Genomic DNA, 17,315 nt, shown 5'->3' on the forward strand with positions numbered 1-17,315 from the left:
CGTACCGGCTTAGAAGGAGTAAGACACGCTCGCGGTGATGAAATCGCGGTCGGTCAGCTCGTTGTAGGGCTTGCCACCAAAGAAATTAGTGTAGCCGATGTTCCCGGTAATAGAGTTCTGGTAGACCGCCTGCAGGGACAGGCCAATGGCCTTGCTGCCTTCGTTGAAGGCGCCACCCGGCTGCGGGCTGTACCCTTGCACGTCCTGGCTCCAGGCGATCTGCGGGGACAGGTTCACGCCGGCCAGGGCGTTCGGGTAGTCCCACACAAACCGGGCACGATAGCCCCAGGAGAATGCGGTGGTGTAGCCGTCCGTGGTGCAGTAGCTGTCGTTGATGTTGAGCTCGGCGCAACCACCGCCCTGGCGGGTACCCACACCGAAATTACCGGACCGGCCGTAAAGGGCCTCATCGGTATCCGGGAGATCGTGCACGTAGGTGGCGCCGAATTCCGTGATCACAGACAGGCGGCTGGCGCCCATCACCTGATCAAAGAACTTGATGAGCGTGAACTGGGCTTGGGAGACATCGAACCGGTCATACCCCTTGACGCGCTGGCCGCTCAGGTTAGCTCCGCCGGCTTCCGCTTCACGCTGGTCCTGCAACAGGCTAGCGTTTTCTCCGGTCACCGGATTCTTCAGCTGAAGACCACCGTAGATCAGCTCGAACGCGTTCCACTGGATCGGCAGGTTGGGCCGGAAGCTGTACTCCGCGCCCAGTGACCAGCCGCCCGGCGTGGTGGTGTTGATGCTGATGCCGTACAGGTCGATGTTCTCCGGATATTCGATGTAGTAGGACGGGAACTGGACGCCGTTCGCCGGGTCGTTGACGCGACCGCTGACATACGGCAGGCGGCTGTTGTACTTGATGTAGTAGAAGCCCAGTTCCGAGTCGTTCAACTCCGGAACGTACCAGCGAACCGCGGCGCCGAACTGGTCACGCTCATCCGCATCAATGTCGGCTTCGCGGGGGGCGATAAAGCCCTGCGCGTAGGCCTGGGAGTCGCTCAACTGACCGGCCAGCAGAACCGGGCCGCAGCCATCCGCAGCGAAGTCGTTGGTGGAGAAGAAGGTTCCGCAGTCGTCCGGGCGCACCGGCTCCCAGTCGGTCTGGACGAAGGTCTCAAGCGTCACGTTCTGGGTGATACCAGCGGAGGCATAGAACATTTCGACGGGCAGCAGGGCGTCCTTGAGCTGCGAGCCCGGAGCGCGAAACGCCGGCACGTCGATCGGGTTGATGGTGTTGATGCCGCCCTGGATAAAGGTACTCTCGCCCCAGCTCAGGACCTGCTTGCCGTAGCGCAGGCTGACCGGCACGCTGCCGAAATACCAGTCGGAGAACACGTACGCATCCAGAAACTCGCCACCGGATGCATTGGCCACGGCCTCGTCGTTCAGTTCACGACGCTGGCCCACGGGGTCCACCGCACGCTTCTCGTCTTTCAGTTCAAAATCGTACCAGTAGCGGCCGCGAACCAGCGCGCCCACCCGGGTCAGCGTGTCGCTGTCCACCGAGTAGTCGAGGAACAGCTCGCTGTTGCCCTTGACGATCTTGGAGTAAGTGTCCCATTTCTCAAAGTTCAGGTTGCCATCGTCGAAGTTGTTGCTCGACGCACCCACGGTGGTATTGGCGTACTCCGGCCCCAGGTTGCCCTGGGCAATCAGGCGCTTGTCCGGATTCTCGGTCCGCCAGCCCACACCGGCCGTCAGCGTGGTGTTGAACTGGGTCTCCACGTCTCCCAGGTAGAAAGAAACGGCCGAGGCAGGACCGGAAACCACCGCGGCAATCGCTGCTGCCAGCGGTGCCTTGGCCCAACGCTGCCATGGATGAGTTTTTCTTGTCATTGGAAGGCTACTCCGTTGTTGTTCTGAGCCGCTGCTCTGATTATGAGTCTTCAGGGACGAAGGAAAGCGCATAGCACAGTGCCCTTGATAGCTGCACTATAACCAAGGGCACCAGAGGCTTGATCAGTCAAAAGTATGATTTTGGTATTCATCCCCGGAGGGCCCGGGGATGGCGGGATGAGAGGAAGGCCGGCGGGTCAGAGCATTTCGATCGCCATGGCGGTGGCCTCACCACCACCGATGCACAGAGCGGCCACGCCACGGGTCTTGCCGTAGTGACGCAGTGCGTGCATCAGGGTGACCAGAAGGCGGGAGCCGGTGGAGCCGACCGGATGGCCCTGGGCGCAGGCGCCGCCATGCACGTTGACCCTGGCCGGATCCAGGCCCAGCTCCCGGATGGGCATCATGGCGACCATGGCGAAGGCTTCGTTGATCTCGAACAGGTCCACGTCCTCCTTGCGCCACCCGGTGCGGGCAAACAGGGTTTCAATGGCGCCCACCGGCGCACAGGTAAACTCCGAGGGGTGCTGGGACTGGGTGCTGTGCCCCACGATCCGGGCCATCGGTTTGAGGCCACGCTTCACCGCCTCCGATTCCCGCATCAGCACCAGCGCCGACGCGCCATCAGAGATGGACGACGCGTTCGCCGCGGTTACGGTGCCGTCTTTCTTGAAGGCCGGGCGCAGTGTGGGGATTTTCTCCAGATTCGCGGTCAGCGGTTGCTCGTCGTCCTCAACCACCACATCCCCTTTGCGGGTGCGCACCGTGACCGGCAGGATCTCATCCTTCAGCAACCCGTCCTTGATGGCACGCTGGGCGCGCTTCAGGGATTCAATGGCGTAGGCGTCCATGTCTTCCCGCGTGTAGCCCTTTTTGTCCGCCATGTCCTGGGCAAAGGCGCCCATCAGCCGGCCGGTTTCGGCATCCTCGAGGCCGTCGAGGAACATGTGATCCTGGGGTGCGGGGCCGGGGCCCATACGGTAGCCTTTGCGTGCGCCCAGAAGCACGTAGGGGGCGTTGGACATGCTTTCCATGCCTCCCGCCACCATCACGTCGTTACTGCCCGCTTTGATCAGATCGTGGGCCAGCATCGCCGCCTTCATGCCGGAGCCACACAGCTTGTTGATGGTGGTGGCGCCGGTGTGGTCGGGCAGGCCCGCCTGGCGCATAGCCTGGCGAGCAGGGCCTTGCTTGAGGCCCGCGGGCAACACGTTGCCCATAATGACTTCCTGCACGTCCGCCGGCGCAATACCCGCCCGCTTGACCGCCTCGGCAATCACCAAGGCGCCCAGTTCGGTGGCGGACACATCCGCCAGGCTGCCCTGGAAGCCGCCCATAGGGGTGCGTACACCGCTCACGATAACAATGTTGTCGGTGGTCATGATGAATCTCTCTCTTTCAGGTTTTGCTCTTGATGGCGTTTTTTTCTGGTGGGCTGACCCGAGATGGCATCAGGCGCGGTGCGCCGACTCCAGGTATTCCCGGGACTGCATTTCCAACAGGCGCGATTCGGTACGTTCAAACTCGAACGACAGCCGCCCGCCCGCGTAGAGTTCGGTAATGGGCGCCGCCGCCGACATGATGACTTTCACATTGCGATCATAGAACTCGTCGATCATGTTGATGAACCGGCGCGCCTGATCATCGTTTTCTTTACCAAGCACCGGTACACCGCTCACGATGATGGCACTGAACTGGCGGGCGATCTCGATGTAGTCGTTCTGGCTGCGAGGGCCATCGCACAGGGCTTTGAAATCAAACCAGACCACATCCGTGGAATGCCCGAGTGCCGGGATCTTGCGCCCGTTGATTTCCATGGTTTTGCTGTGTTTGCCCGCGTCCGCCGCGAGTCGCTCAAAACTGGCCCGCAATTGCTGGTCCGCCTCGTCGTTCAGCGGAGTATGGTAGAGCTTTGCCTGTTCCAGCGTGCGCAGACGGTGGTCGATCCCACCGTCCACGTTCACCACGTCGGTGTGCTTCTTGACCAGAGCGATTGCCGGCAGGAAGCGCTGACGCTGAAGCCCGTCCTTGTAGAGCCCATCCGGCTGGATGTTTGACGTACACACCAGAGTGACGCCCCGACTGAACAGACCGCCCATCAGCGTGGCGAGGATCATCGCGTCGCCAATGTCGGAGACGAAAAACTCGTCAAAACAGATAACGCGCGCCTCCCGCGCAAATGTCTCGGACACTTTTTCCAGCGGATTCTTCTCGCCTTTCAGAGCCTTAAGCTCACGGTGGACCCGCTGCATGAACCGGTGAAAATGCACCCGCATCTTTCGATCAAACGGCAGCGACTCATAGAAGGTATCCATCAGGTACGTCTTGCCACGGCCCACGCCGCCCCAGAAATACAACCCCTTGACCGGCTCTTCCCGGCCTTTGCGCAGCTTCCGGCGCAGCTTGGCCAGGCCCTTATTGCGCTCGCTTTCCGCCTCCACCAGTTTGTCGTACAGTGCCTGTAGGCGGCGGACGGCGTCTTCCTGGGCCGGATCTTTCTGAAAATCCGGACGCTGCAGATCGTGTTGGTAGCGCTCCCAGGGTGTGGGGTTCGAACGGTTGGACGGGTTAACTGCGGTCATCAGGGTGTCTTTCCGGTGGTTGATCCTGAAATTCGGCGCGGTATTGTCGCGCATTTCGCCATGTTTGGCCATGCGAGGCGCCCCGGAGAGCAATACGACGATTGTTGCAAGACCGGACCATGGGACCGACTGGCACGGCGCGCTATACTCACCGAGGGCGCAATGCGCAAAGACAGCGAGAAGGACGACACAGCTTATGATGAACCTGATTCTGGCAGCGGTGGTTGCGCTGGTGGTCGGCGTGGTAATTGGTGTACTGGTAGGCCGATCCGGCCAGGGCCAGACGCTGCGCCAGCGCCGTGCAGAACAGCAGATCGAAGAGCTCAGAAGCGAATTCACCCGGTACCAGGCCCAGGTGAATGAACATTTCATGGAATCCGCCCACCTGCTTCGCCGGTTCAATGACGCCTACCGTGACGTCAACCAGCACATGGCGCGGGGCGCCAACCGCCTGTGTAACGATGAGGACTGGCTCGAAGAGCTCGAGCAGGACAGCGCGCGCAAACGCCTGGAAGACGTGCGGGATGACGTGCCCGCCGAGCCCCCCAGGGACTACGCACCCAAGACCGATCCGGAAGACAAAGGCACGCTTGCCGAGGACTTCGGGCTCACCAAAAAGCAGAAGGCCTCGTCCGAGACCTCCTGAGTCAGCGATTCGCCGCGGAGTACTGCTGCTGCAATGGCAGCAGGTCCACCACCCGGCGCTCGTCGTTCGGATCCACCAGCTCGGTCGGCGTGCGATAGACCCTCGGCGTTCGGTACAGCAGCTTTAGTGCCGTGCCGTGGGGCATGGCCACGTAGCGCTCCGGCTCATGGGCCTCCAGCCACGCGCGCACCCTCGGCGCCATATTGTGAGACATCTTCGGAAAGAAATGGTGCTCCACGTGATGGCTGAACCGAAAATGCAGCCGATCCAGCAGAGGGTGGCTGCGCAGGCTCATGGAGTTGTCCAGCGGGTTATTCGTAGCCGTCTGAGGACGCAGGAAGTGGTTGGTCAGAATGTATCCCTGCCCCAACGCGTTCGCGACCATGAACGGCATCAGCACCGTGAAGACCGCGAGCGGGCCGGAAATCACCCCCAACACCACCCACACACCCACGCAAACCATGACCTGAGCAATGGCCTGGCGACGGTTGAAGCCGCGAAACGGCTTGCGACGCTTGGCTTGCAGCCACAGCACCAGCTGCGCGTGGAAAGTAAACGAATACGCCAGGAACAGATAGCTGTACCAGGTGCCGGACCCGGGCGCGAGTTTGGTAAATCGCTTCTGCCGGGGGTCTGCCTTGTACCGCCGCAGGGTGCCAAAGCTGTCCGGGTCCGCGTCACCGGCGTTGGTGTTGCCGTGGTGCACCACGTTGTGCCACCTACGCCAGAATTCCGGCGGCACCAGTAGCGGACCAAAGCCCAGCCAGCCAAACACATTCTGCCAGCGCCGGCTCATGCCCAGCGCACCGTGCAGCACTTCGTGAGCCAGCAGTGCCTGGCACCCGAGGGTATGCCCCACCAGTAGCGACAGCCCCAGATTGGCGTACCAGGGCAGCCCGCCCAGCACGATGGCCGCAAGACCACCCCAGATCACCAGCTGCAACGGCAAAAACCAGATCACCCGCCAGGTCTGGGGCTGAAACGTATCGGCGGGCAGATCTTTTTTCATACGATCCCGGAGCAATCGCTCGTCGGGTTTCCCAAACACCGCAGTGGCCTGCGGCTCCGGTTTGACGGCTGCGTTCATTCATCACCTTCTGTTGTGCCGCGGCGGGCACGGGCCGCCGCTCATAGCTTCAGAAACGCCCACCCATTTGGGCGTACACTTGTGAGCTGAATTTACACAACAGAACCAAGTCTTTCAATGGCCTTACCGATAAAACGGAACTGGAGAATACTAATCAGGTACGCTCGTACTGTTTTCAGGCCAGGATTCCGTAGCCACGTAAAGCGCCCGATGCTGTTCTTCGGACAACACCGGCTCCGGCAGCAGCGGGATCGGCTCCGGGCGAACCGACCTCTGCCAGCGGAAACCCGCCGGGCCGTCACACCAGTACCAGGCCTGCTCAATGATGGCCGGCCGCCGCTGAACCGCGGGCGCCAAACGATGCCAGACAAGGGGATCGTAGTAACGCAACAGGCCCTTGCGCTGGCCACCGAGGCGAACCATCAGCCGCCGGCGCAACCACTGACAGACGGTCTGAAGGTCCTCCACTGACTGTAACACCAGGCCAAGACATTGCCCCTGCTCCATGGCCCGCCAGGCCCGGCTAAACCAGGGGCAGCCCAGCCGCGTGCGCACCACCAGCGGGCCCTGCTGCTGGCATGCCTGCCACAGGGTATCAGCAAACAGATAGGCCCATTCGGGGTCGCCTGACCATTGATAAAGCTCAGCGCGAAGATCCACCTCTGCTGCCGGTTCGATCACCACATACACAGCACTCTCAGAGCCCGCACGCTCCGGTCCTGCGGGCGCTGCCGGGCTCATACCCGCGCCTCCCGCTCACAGGGGCAATCCGCCAGTGGGCACTGGCCGTCCGCCTGGCGCTGGCAGGTCTCGACCATGGCTGCGCGCGCCCGCCGAGCTTGCTGAAGGCGGTGCACCACCAGCGGATCCGCTGGCGCGATGGCGCGTCCGGGCGCCCCGGCCAACGCCGGCGACTCCGCGCTTGCGCCGCTGGCCGAGACCGACACGGGGCGCAGGGGTGCAACCAGATCAACACCCTGCCCCTGGCCCGGTGCGCCACCGGCGTTCAACCGGATGCTGGCGCCACCCATCGACACGCCACTGGCATCAATGGCAAGAAAACTGCCGCCGGCGCGAAGCCGCAGGTCGCTGCCTGCCTCCAGCACCACTTTTTGTCCGGCCCGAATGTGCAGCTCGGTTCCGGCGGTATTGAGCCAGGCGCTGCCCGCGCGAAGGTGAAGGGCGCCGTCAATTGCCAGACCATAATCACCACCTGCCGATGCCCGGCGCTCGCCACCAACGGTGGCGTGCTGCCCGCCGCCAACCTCCGATTTCCGGTTGCCACCCACCGTCTCCTGATGGTCCTGGCCAACCACGTCCTTTCGATCGATGCGAACGAGCAGGTTCAGGTCACGCTGGGCGTGCAGGTACACCTGTTCCTGACCCGCCTCATCCTCAAAACGCAGCTCGTTGAAGCCTTCGCCGTCACCGCCGTGAGTGCGGGTTTTCAGTACCGTCCGGGTCTTCTGACGAGGCAGATCGAGGGGTGGCATGTGAGCGGCATGATAGGTTCGGCCGGTGATGATCGGCTGATCCGGATCGCCATCGAGAAAACTGACGATGACCTCATGGCCCACCCTGGGCAACATCATGGCGCCATACTGACCGCCTGCCCAGGCCTGGCTGACACGCAGCCAGGCACTGCTGCGTTCGTCAGGGGTGCCGGCCCGACACCAGGGAAAGCGGACCCGTACCCGACCGAAACGGTCACAGTGGATGTCCTCGCCCTCCGGGCCGGTAACCCGCGCAATTTCCGGGCCCGGAGTCACCCGGACGGCGGGCCTGGCCGGCCGCCAGGTGCGCTCACCGGGCAAGGCGCAGAAGCAATTGTGGTAGCGGGTCGAGCCCTGCCCCGCTTCGGCCTGCAGGGCCTGGGGTTGCTCGCCGCGGTGGATGACCGACGTCAGCAGCCAGAGCCGGTTGAGGGCCTCACCTGGATGGTCCGTCAGCCGGACCCGGGCGCCGGGCACAAAGTCCGGCCGGGTGCTTTCACCGGTTGCCACCGCCGTGTCGTTTCGAACGGCATCGAGCCGTGCCCGGGTATAGGTGCGGCCGCTGTCGTCCGCCTTGAACCGGCCCGGGTAATCGAAGTGCTGATAGTCCGCCCGGTGGGAAACCGGCGCCTGGTGTTCCTGCGTGAGACCGTAGGCCGGATTGCGAAAGGTGTAGTCCTTCAGGGTGACGGCTGCGGGGCCGATGCGTTCCCGGAACGAGAACCCGGTTACCCCTTGCCAGCCTCGGGCAGGTGTGGTGCCGGCTAGGAAGGCGGATGGGGCCAGGCCGGGCGCATCCCCGTGGTGATCTGCAAACACCAGCGTTGCCTCATGATCCCCAGCCTCCGGGCCCGGCGGCTGATACCGGTAATGCCAGCCTTCCTCCGCCGCAAGCCGGGCGAGGAACGCCAGATCCGTCTCCCGGTACTGCACGCAATATTCCCTCGATGCCGGCGGACGCTTGAGATCAAAGCGAACGCCGGGGATACCGCGCTCACTGAGCAAGGTGTGCAGGATGGCCTCGGGGGTCTCGCCCTGGAAAATACGGCTGTTGTGCATCAGACCCAGGCGCCACAACGGAGGGGCAAACGTCAGCTCATAACGGGTTCGATGGTGGCCAGTGCCGCCCCGGGTAAAAGCCCGGGCCACGCCGGAGAAACGCCTCTGGCATTCACCGTCCTGCCAGATGGCCAGCTCAACCGGCTGCTCTAGCACATCGCCTGCCGCTACCGATGGCTCGGTGCTGGCCAGCCACAAGCGGCCTTCCGACACGTCGGATAGCGCTTCGGTAACCTGGAATGAGACAACGGAAAAGCTCGACGGGGGAAGTCCGCCAACGCGGACGGTAAACTGCAATCCATTGGCCTGGGGCATGGCTTCAATCCCTGAAGTCTGAAAAACAAAAGCCGCCTCATCCTGAGGCGGCCTGGTACTACTAAGTGTTACCGATCCGGGTTGACGGGGTCAACTGCCGGACAGGGACTGCTCGGAAGGATCAATCTCCATCTGCTGGATGGCGATGACCGCCTGGGTCCGGTTGCGCACCCCCAGCTTGCGGAACACGGCGGTAATGTGGGCCTTGATGGTGGCTTCGGATACATCGAGATCATAAGCGATCTGTTTGTTGAGCAGACCCTCTGCCAGCATGCCCAGAACTCTGAACTGCTGGGGCGTGAGCGAGGCCAGCCGCTCGGAAAAATCCGTTGAATCGGTCTGCATCCGTTCGAGCCGCTCAGCCACCCCTTCCGGCAGCCAGACGTCCCCTTCAAGCACCGCCCGGATGGCTTCCGTAATGGTAGGCAGGGGCGCGGATTTCGGGATGAATCCGGACGCCCCGTAATCGATGGACCGTCGCATCACCTGCAGCTCCTCGGAGCCCGACACCACTACCACCGGCAAACCCGGGTACTGGCCGCGCATGAACACCAGCCCGGAGAAGCCGTGGGCACCCGGCATGTTCAGATCCAGCAGGATCAAGTCCGCGTCCGGGTGCGACTCTACCGCCGCCTGCAGTGACTTGATGCTGTCCACTTCCACGGTTTCGGCATCCGGTACTGCCTGACTGACCGCCTGCTTCAGGGCAGCCCGAAACAGCGGGTGGTCATCAGCAACGATAATGGTTTGTGCCATTCAACAGATTCCTTACAGGTGGGACCAGCCCCGGGCGTTACTTGAACGCCCGGCTGCTGATCAGCTCGTCAACAACGCCCGGATCGGCCAAGGTGGAGGTATCCCCAAGCTGATCGTGCTCATTGGCGGCAATTTTACGCAAAATCCGGCGCATAATCTTGCCGGAGCGGGTTTTTGGCAGGCCTGGCGCCCACTGGATGACATCCGGTGAGGCAATCGGGCCGATTTCCTTACGCACCCACTGGACCAGCTCTTTCTTCAGCTCGTCGCTCGGATCAATACCCTGCACCAGCGTGACGTACACGTAGATGCCCTGGCCCTTGATCTCGTGGGGATAGCCCACCACGGCTGCCTCGGCGACTTTGTCGTGGGCCACCAGCGCGCTTTCCACCTCGGCAGTGCCCAGGCGGTGGCCGGACACGTTGAGCACGTCGTCGACCCGGCCGGTGATCCAGTAGTACCCGTCCTCATCACGACGGGCACCGTCACCGGTGAAGTACATGCCCTTGTAGGTGCTGAAGTAGGTCTGCTTGAAGCGCTCGTGGTCGCCATAGATGGTACGCATCTGGCCCGGCCAGCTGTCGAGGATCACCAGGTTGCCCTCGGTCTTGCCGTCCAGAATGTTGCCCTCGTTATCCACCAGCGCCGGCTGCACACCGAAGAACGGTACCGTCGCCGACCCCGGCTTCAGGTCGATGGCGCCCGGCAGCGGCGAAATCAGGATGCCGCCGGTTTCGGTCTGCCACCAGGTGTCAACGATGGGGCATTTGCCATTGCCGATCACCCGGTGGTACCACTCCCAGGCTTCCGGGTTGATGGGCTCACCCACGGAACCCAGCAACCGCAGGCTGTCACGGGTGGTGCCATCCATGCAGGACTCACCCTGGGCCATCAGCGCGCGGATCGCGGTAGGCGCGGTGTACAGGATGTTGACCTTGTGCTTATCCACCACCTGCCCCATGCGGGAACTGTCTGGGTAGTTGGGCACGCCCTCGAACAGCAGGGTGATGGCGCCGTTGGCCAGAGGGCCATAAAGAATGTAGCTGTGGCCGGTGACCCAGCCAAAGTCGGCGGTGCACCAGTAGACGTCGCCGTCGTGGTAATCGAACACATACTGGTGGGTCATGGAGGCGTACACCAGGTAGCCGCCCGTGGTATGCAGCACGCCTTTGGGAGCGCCGGTGGAACCGGAGGTGTACAGCATAAACAGCGGGTCTTCCGCGCTCATCGGTTCGGGCTTGCACTCAACGGAGGCGGTTTTCATCAGGTCTTCGTAGCGATGGTCGCGGCCGTCGGTCCAGGGCACCTGGTCGTTGCCGGTGCGGGTGACCACCACCACCTTGTCGACGTTCGCCGCGTCTTCGTTCTTCAGCGCCGCATCCACGTTCTTCTTGAGCGGAATCGCGCGGCCGCCGCGCAGCCCCTCATCGGCCGTGATCACGAACCGGCTCTTGCCATTGACAATGCGGGCCGCGAGGGCCTCTGGCGAAAAGCCACCGAACACCACCGAATGAATGGCACCGATGCGCGCGCAGGCCAACATGGCAACGGCGGTCTCCACGATCATCGGCATGTAGATCGTGACCACATCGCCTTTACGAACACCAAGATCTTTGAGCGCGTTGGCGAACTTGCAGGTTTCCTCGTACAGCTCCCGGTAGGTGACCTTACGGGACACGGACGGGTCATCGCCCTCGAAGATGATGGCCGTCTGGTCGCCACGGGTTTCCAGATGGCGGTCCAGGCAGTTGGCGGACGCATTCAGCACCCCATCCTCAAACCACTTGATGGAGAGGTTGTCATAGTCGTAGGTGGTGTTCTTGACCTTGGTGAACGGCTTGATCCAGCTCAGCCGTTTGCCGTGCTCGGCCCAGAAGGCATCCGGATGATCGACGGACTGCCGGTACATTTCCTCGTACTGTTTCCGGTTGACCAGAGCGCGCTTGGCCACCTCGGGTGCCACCGGATATACCTGTTTACCAGTCATTGTGCTCCCCCTACGGTTTAAGAGTCTGTTGTCGTTATCGGTTATTGAAACAGAGCGTTCGGGCGTCGCAGGCCCTGAGGACGGTTACTCGTAGTTCAACACGCGAACCACCAGGCAATGAATTAGACGAATGTCCTACAGCGACCGCTATTGGCGGCAAACGGACGGCAACGCAGAGGGATCGGGCGATAACGTGGGCGATTTGTAGACCATCTCGCCGGGCAGAAACCGGCCCGGCTACCGGAAAGGGTTCCGGCGGCCGGGCGGCGGGCGGTCAGGCCGCCTTACGCTGGGACTTTCGGGCGCGCAGGCTGTGCAGCTTGCGCTCCTTGAGGGCATATCGGTTCAGGCCGGCCAGGTGAATCTTGCGCAGGTAGATGGACCAATCGATACGACGGGCGTCCACCGGGAACAGCATCTGGTCCAGCTCTCCCATGCGGTCGGAGAGCGCCATCAGTCGATCGTTCTGGAACACATAGTCCGGCGCGGTGTAGAAGCCAAATATGGTTGCCAGGGAACGGGTCGTGTCCAGGTTGCGCAGCAGCTTGAGCTCCCGACTGTGTCCCACCAGCTTCAGCAGCCGATCGGCAATACCCAGCGGAATGCGTGCACCGCCCACCAAGGCATCAAACAGTTTTCGATTGATGGCCAGGAACGGCTTGCTCGGGCGCCGGTAGAACAACTGCTCGTAGCTGGCGTGATTGGCCTTGGCCTCGGCCATCAGCAAATCGATAAAGCGGCCCAGTGACACCGGATTGGAACCGCCACTGCAACACTGATAGACGCGATGGTCCGACGCCTCGGCCAGCGCCTCCGCCAGGGACAGAATGATTGAGTTGGCCACCAGGTCCACCGGAATCACATCAATAATGCCGGAGCGCTTGCCTGGGAAAACGGTGACCTTCTCACGGGCGTAGGCCAGAATAATGGCATCAGCGACCTTCACGCCTTCAATCCAGCCCGGCGCTGGCTCTTCCAAGGCGCTTTCGATGATGGAAGGGCGCAGAATGGTCAGCGCCCGGTCTTTGAGCAGCGCCATCAGCCGTTGCTCGCCCAGCCATTTGGTGAACGTGTAAGTGTCGCTCCAGCCATAGCGGTTGGCCTCGCGGATGCCCAGCTCCACCAGCTTTTTCTCCAGCACCTTACCGGAGTAGCGGGCCCGTACATCGGCGATCTTGTCTTCCAGCAGCCGGATCAGGGCATCGGTTTCATAATGGCCATCCGGGTGCCGGGGTACCGGTTCGCCGGCCGGGGCGATGATGGTTTCCTGCACATCACCGGAGTTCATGCCATTCACGTAGCAGGTGGAGACCTGAATCACCGCCAGCCGGGGATTGCAGGCCGCGAGGCCCGCCACGTTATCCAGGCTCAGCGTGTTGATGGCCAGGGCCTTGTCCAGTTCTTCCCGGAAGTTGACGCTCGCGGCCGAATTGATCACCGCATCCAGGGATTGCGCCAGGTCGGCAAATTCGCCCGCATCCAGGCCAAAGGAAGGCTCGGTGACCTCACCGGTCACGCAATGCACTTTTTGTTCGACGAACGCCTCGAAGCCGTCGTTGTCTTCCTCCCGAAGCCGCTCGAAGACGGACGAGGTGACAATTTCCTCGAGGAACCGGGCGCGCGCGTCCGGGTGCCGCTTGTTGCCCCGGATCAGCAGGTGAATGCCGCCGATGTCCGGCACCGTGCGGATGAGTTTTTCCAGCACGACCTTACCGAGAAAACCGGTGGTGCCGGTAATCAACACGTGTTTTCCGCGCAGGGTGCCGAGCACCGATGATCGGGGATTCGTGGCGGACTCTTGGGTGTGTGTCATGACAGAACTCCTTCTCTATTCTGAACCGTTATCCGGAACCCACCGGGGAAGTTGCATAATGCGGGCCAGCTGGATGCTAAAGCGCCCATCGTTACACAGCTTCGGTGACAGCGCGGTGACATACCGCAAAATTACGATACAAACCCTGACAGCCGGGAAACGGCGCTGAACCCCCGGCCGGGGCGGGCGCACACCCTCGCGATCGAGACGCTCCGCCCCGGCACTCAGCCGTTGTCCGGCCCTCGGGTGACCAGGGAGCGGAGCAGTTGATCCAGCGAGATGTCCGCCGGCTGCTCCCGCAGAACCCGCACCAGGCGGTCCTGTTCACCAAAGCGGAAGCGATCGTAGACCGGCTCCTCCCGGGCGTGAGCGGCGGCAGACCCTGGAGCGACGGACGCCGGCGGCACCGCCTCTGAGGGACGGGCGGGTGCCGGCGGAACCACCCGCTGGTCGGCCAGGTCCGTCAAGTGCCGGGCGAAGTGGAGACGGCTCGCTTCCGGCAGTTGTTCCCAGGGTAAGGACGCCAGGCCGGTCTGCAGGATTTCCAGCGCGTCGGCGTCAAACGTGCCTCCGAGCAGTGCAAAAAACCGGTTGAACGCCTCGTAACGAAGCATGGCGTCGTCCGGGGACTGGGCCAGAGCCTCCGCCAACTGATCCACCGCCGCCAGGCCTCGATCCCTGGGCGCCGCCGGCGGCTCTGACGTTGCCGGCCGCACCGCCAGCGCGGACTCCGGCCGGTCACCCTGCCGACGGCTTACCGAGTGCCAGTACGCCGCCAGCCCCGCCTTCCGGGGCGGCAGCTGGGACAGCCGGACGTCAAGCATATCCACCAGCGTGTGGAACTGACGACAGGACGGATCGGACGCCGGCAACAGGGCAACCGGGCGCTGGTTCAGCACCGATTGCCGCAGGGTCTCATCCCGCCAGATCGCGCCCAGATAATGCAGCCCCTCGCCCTGATGCTTTCGGGCCGCCGCATCCAGCCGCTGGTATACGGACCGTGCCTGACTGGCGCCCTGGGCCATGTTCACCAGAATGCTGGGCTGACGGCGATAGCCACGGCGGCGCAGCACTTTGATCAGGGAGAACGCATCGGTCAGGGAAGCCGGATCCGGGGTAACCACCACGCAGGCCAGCTCCGCCGAGGCGATGGTATGCAGTGCCGCTGACTGCAGCCCCGCCGGGGTATCGATGATGACGTAGTCGTAGCGGGCTTCGAGGCGCCCCAAGGCGCGCAAGAGGCCCAGACTCTCCGCCGGAGACATCTCCAGGCATTCCTGAACCCCGGACGCCCCGGGCACAATGTGTACGCCGAACGGCGCCTCCAGCAGGATGTCGTCGATCCGGCAGTCGCCCCGGATCACATCCGCCAGGGTGCGCTGCGGATACAGGCCCATCAGGATACTGACGTTGGCCAGATCCATATCCGCATCCAGCAGCAGTACGCGCTGGCCCTGGCTGCCGAGGCTCAGGGCCAGGTTGAGGGCCACCGATGTCTTGCCGACCCCGCCCTTGCCACCGGTGATGGCGAGCGTGCGCGTGTGGTGTACTGCCTGCGTCATGAATCCTTAACCCGCATTATTTATACACGTATCACAGTATGGATAAGGCTTTGCTTAAAAAATCACCAGTAACTATTTAATAAAGAGCTGTTATTGTCTACTCTGTTGCAACTATAACAAAGGACGACATGTCGCTCTGCGGCGGACCGGTTCGGCGTGCCATGACCATTGCTACGGATCTTCAGTTACCGAGCTTACCGGAAATCACCCTCCGGGCGCTTGAGGCTTGCCATCAGGAGGCCAGCTATCGCCAGATCAGCGACATTGTCAGCGCCGACACGGCCCTGGTGGCCCGCATTCTGGCCCTGGCCAACTCGGCGCTGTACGGCCCGCTGACCCAGGTGCGATCCGTTGACCAGGCCCTCCTGCGCCTGGGCACCCGGCGCTTCCACACCCTGCTGATGACTGTCGCCCTCGGCCAGCTGCTGTTCGAGCTCGGCGCCGAAGAGTGGCAACAGCTGCGGGACTTCTGGCGCCATTCCCTGACCACCGCACTGACCGCCCGGGCCCTGGCCACCCTGACCGCCTACCCCGAGCCGGACGAAGCCTTTCTGCTGGGCATGCTCCACAACATCGGCGAGCTGATGGCGCTTCGGGCCCGGGACGAGGCCGCGCGGGATTACTGCCTGGAACACCCCGCAGACCTGGCCGCCGACCTGGCCCAGAGCTGGGGCCTGGGCCCTCTGGCCGCAGATGCCCTGCGCTACCAGCAGGCCCTGCCCACCGAGCTTCGCGACGCCAGCCACCTGGTCAAAATACTGGGCTTGGCCACCCGGCTCGCACAATCGGACGCCAGTGGCGTCTCCGCTGCATCACAGATCTTTGGCCTGAACGAAGCCCTGACCCGGGAAATCAGCCGTCGGATCGACCACGAGGTTACCGGGGTGGCATCGTCACTGGGCATCACGCTGGACGAACGGTACAACGGCGACAGCGCGACCCTCAAGTTAAAACAGACCATCCTGCGCCAAGCCATGGCGGGCCAGGCTCTGGCCCTGGCAACGCCCGGCGCCGGTCCCGATGCCCTGCTGGCCGAGACCGTCAGCAGCCTGGCTCTGATCACGGGCTGCCCGGCCCTGTGTTTCGGTTACCGCGACGACGCCCTGGTGCTGCTCTCGGGCAGCGCCGGCGAACTGCCGGCCCTGTCGGTCACCGCGGTGCCCGGCGGCAGCGTCTTGACCGACGCCCTGCACCAGCGCGAACCGGTGCTGCTGCGTGGGCGCACCGCCACGGTGCTGGACCGCCAGTTACTGAGCCTGCTGAGGGCGCCGTCCCTGCTGGCGGTGCCGGTTCTGGCGGGCCAGCACTGCCCGGGGCTGTTCGCCCTGGGCACGGATCCGGCCCACCCGGAAGCCACCCTGGCGCTGTCCCGGCTGTTCTGCCAGCAGCTCGGCACGGCGATTGCTTCGGCCCGGGAGGAGCGCAACCGGGAGTCCGCCAGTACCGGGGACCCGACACTCGAGCAGGAGCTCGCCCTGGAAAGTCTGCGCCGGCAGATTCACGAGGTCAGCAACCCCCTGACCATCATCCGCCAGTACCTGCACCAGCTACACAAGCGGCTGGATGACGCCGAGGCCCGCAAAGACCTGGACGTGCTCAGGGAGGAACTGGATCGGGCCGGCCATCTGCTGATGCGGATGAGCCAGCCGGAGGACGCCAGCAGCGATCCCGGGCCGGTGTCCATCAACCGGGAGCTGGAGCGTCTGCGGACGGTGCTTGAGGATACGATGTTCAGGGATGGAGAACGTCAGCTGGTGCTGACGCTCTGCCAGACGCCCACCGACATTCGGGCCAGCGGTGCCCAGTTGCGACAAATCGTGCTGAATCTGGTACGCAATGCGGCCGAAGCCTTGCCGTCGGACGGCGGGGCGGTGACAATCGAGACGTCGTCTCCGGTGTGGCAGCATGGCCGGGCCTGGGTGGAGCTCGAAATCTCCGATACCGGTCCAGGGCTGCCGGACGCGGTGGCGGCACATCTGTTTTCACCGGTTAAAAGCACAAAAGGAGAGGGGCACAGCGGTCTGGGCCTCAGCATTGTGAAGCGGTTGATGGATGACATGGAGGGCATCATCGCCTGTCGCACGGGCAACAGCGGAACCCGGTTCCGTTTGTTAATACCGGCGGCAGAACAGAACAATAACGACGACTGACCCGATCACACACGGACTCGTAC

The 17,315-nt window shown here is 63.1% G+C and carries 12 protein-coding genes; 2 read left to right on the forward strand and 10 right to left on the reverse strand.

The window, feature by feature from the left end; translation table 11 throughout:
- Positions 1-9 precede the first annotated feature (9 nt).
- The 3 genes from V3388_RS08410 to zapE all read right to left on the reverse strand — a co-directional run bounded on the left by V3388_RS08410 (position 10) and on the right by zapE (position 4,424).
- On the reverse strand, positions 10-1,842 hold the full coding sequence (locus tag V3388_RS08410) for a DUF1302 domain-containing protein (protein WP_336367079.1): 1,833 nt from the start codon (positions 1,840-1,842) through the stop codon (positions 10-12).
- A 197-nt stretch (positions 1,843-2,039) separates the two neighbouring features.
- A complete protein-coding gene (locus V3388_RS08415) occupies positions 2,040-3,224 on the reverse strand; it encodes a thiolase family protein (protein WP_336367080.1) in 1,185 nt (394 codons plus the stop codon).
- 69 nt (positions 3,225-3,293) lie between these two features.
- Positions 3,294-4,424: a cell division protein ZapE gene (gene zapE / locus V3388_RS08420; RefSeq protein ID WP_336367081.1), complete on the reverse strand. Its 1,131-nt coding sequence runs from the start codon at positions 4,422-4,424 to the stop codon at positions 3,294-3,296.
- A gap of 196 nt (positions 4,425-4,620) precedes the next feature.
- Between zapE and V3388_RS08425 the strand changes: the two genes are divergently transcribed.
- On the forward strand, positions 4,621-5,070 hold the full coding sequence (locus tag V3388_RS08425; protein WP_336367082.1) for a YhcB family protein: 450 nt from the start codon (positions 4,621-4,623) through the stop codon (positions 5,068-5,070).
- Position 5,071: 1 nt separating this feature from the next.
- Here the strand turns inward: V3388_RS08425 and V3388_RS08430 are convergent, their stop codons facing one another.
- The 7 genes from V3388_RS08430 to V3388_RS08460 form a co-directional block, all read right to left on the reverse strand.
- Positions 5,072-6,157 (reverse strand): fatty acid desaturase family protein, encoded by a 1,086-nt coding sequence (locus tag V3388_RS08430; RefSeq protein ID WP_336367083.1) that lies wholly within the window; start codon positions 6,155-6,157, stop codon positions 5,072-5,074.
- A 150-nt stretch (positions 6,158-6,307) separates the two neighbouring features.
- Positions 6,308-6,898 (reverse strand): DUF4123 domain-containing protein, encoded by a 591-nt coding sequence (locus V3388_RS08435; RefSeq protein WP_336367084.1) that lies wholly within the window; start codon positions 6,896-6,898, stop codon positions 6,308-6,310.
- Complete coding sequence (locus V3388_RS08440; RefSeq protein ID WP_336367085.1) at positions 6,895-9,024, reverse strand: type VI secretion system Vgr family protein; 2,130 nt, start codon at positions 9,022-9,024, stop codon at positions 6,895-6,897. Before V3388_RS08440 ends, V3388_RS08435 begins: the two co-directional genes overlap by 4 nt.
- 90 nt (positions 9,025-9,114) lie before the next feature.
- Positions 9,115-9,780 (reverse strand): response regulator transcription factor, encoded by a 666-nt coding sequence (locus tag V3388_RS08445; protein WP_336367086.1) that lies wholly within the window; start codon positions 9,778-9,780, stop codon positions 9,115-9,117.
- A 37-nt stretch (positions 9,781-9,817) separates the two neighbouring features.
- The gene (gene acs / locus V3388_RS08450; protein ID WP_336367087.1) at positions 9,818-11,767 is read right to left on the reverse strand and encodes an acetate--CoA ligase; all 1,950 of its coding nucleotides are present in this window, start codon (positions 11,765-11,767) and stop codon (positions 9,818-9,820) included.
- A gap of 274 nt (positions 11,768-12,041) precedes the next feature.
- Positions 12,042-13,580, reverse strand: a complete 1,539-nt coding sequence (locus V3388_RS08455) for a fatty acyl-CoA reductase (RefSeq protein WP_336367088.1) — start codon at positions 13,578-13,580, stop codon at positions 12,042-12,044.
- A 224-nt stretch (positions 13,581-13,804) separates the two neighbouring features.
- Complete coding sequence (locus V3388_RS08460) at positions 13,805-15,142, reverse strand: AAA family ATPase (RefSeq protein ID WP_336367089.1); 1,338 nt, start codon at positions 15,140-15,142, stop codon at positions 13,805-13,807.
- A 161-nt stretch (positions 15,143-15,303) separates the two neighbouring features.
- Here V3388_RS08460 and V3388_RS08465 point away from each other — a divergent pair, with 161 nt between their 5' ends.
- On the forward strand, positions 15,304-17,292 hold the full coding sequence (locus V3388_RS08465; RefSeq protein ID WP_336367090.1) for an HDOD domain-containing protein: 1,989 nt from the start codon (positions 15,304-15,306) through the stop codon (positions 17,290-17,292).
- Positions 17,293-17,315: the final 23 nt, after the last annotated feature.

The organism is Marinobacter sp. C2H3 (genome assembly GCF_037080155.1).
Classification (GTDB): Bacteria; Pseudomonadota; Gammaproteobacteria; order Pseudomonadales; family Oleiphilaceae; genus Marinobacter.

Coding starts and splice junctions, on each gene's coding strand:
- acs (WP_336367087.1), bottom strand. CDS start 11,767: ATGACTGGTAAACAGGTATATCCGGTGGCACCCGAGGTGGCCAAGCGC.
- V3388_RS08440 (WP_336367085.1), bottom strand. CDS start 9,024: ATGCCCCAGGCCAATGGATTGCAGTTTACCGTCCGCGTTGGCGGACTT.
- V3388_RS08455 (WP_336367088.1), bottom strand. CDS start 13,580: ATGACACACACCCAAGAGTCCGCCACGAATCCCCGATCATCGGTGCTC.
- V3388_RS08425 (WP_336367082.1), top strand. CDS start 4,621: ATGATGAACCTGATTCTGGCAGCGGTGGTTGCGCTGGTGGTCGGCGTG.
- V3388_RS08445 (WP_336367086.1), bottom strand. CDS start 9,780: ATGGCACAAACCATTATCGTTGCTGATGACCACCCGCTGTTTCGGGCT.
- V3388_RS08410 (WP_336367079.1), bottom strand. CDS start 1,842: ATGACAAGAAAAACTCATCCATGGCAGCGTTGGGCCAAGGCACCGCTG.
- V3388_RS08430 (WP_336367083.1), bottom strand. CDS start 6,157: ATGAACGCAGCCGTCAAACCGGAGCCGCAGGCCACTGCGGTGTTTGGG.
- V3388_RS08435 (WP_336367084.1), bottom strand. CDS start 6,898: ATGAGCCCGGCAGCGCCCGCAGGACCGGAGCGTGCGGGCTCTGAGAGT.
- V3388_RS08465 (WP_336367090.1), top strand. CDS start 15,304: ATGACCATTGCTACGGATCTTCAGTTACCGAGCTTACCGGAAATCACC.
- zapE (WP_336367081.1), bottom strand. CDS start 4,424: ATGACCGCAGTTAACCCGTCCAACCGTTCGAACCCCACACCCTGGGAG.
- V3388_RS08460 (WP_336367089.1), bottom strand. CDS start 15,142: ATGACGCAGGCAGTACACCACACGCGCACGCTCGCCATCACCGGTGGC.
- V3388_RS08415 (WP_336367080.1), bottom strand. CDS start 3,224: ATGACCACCGACAACATTGTTATCGTGAGCGGTGTACGCACCCCTATG.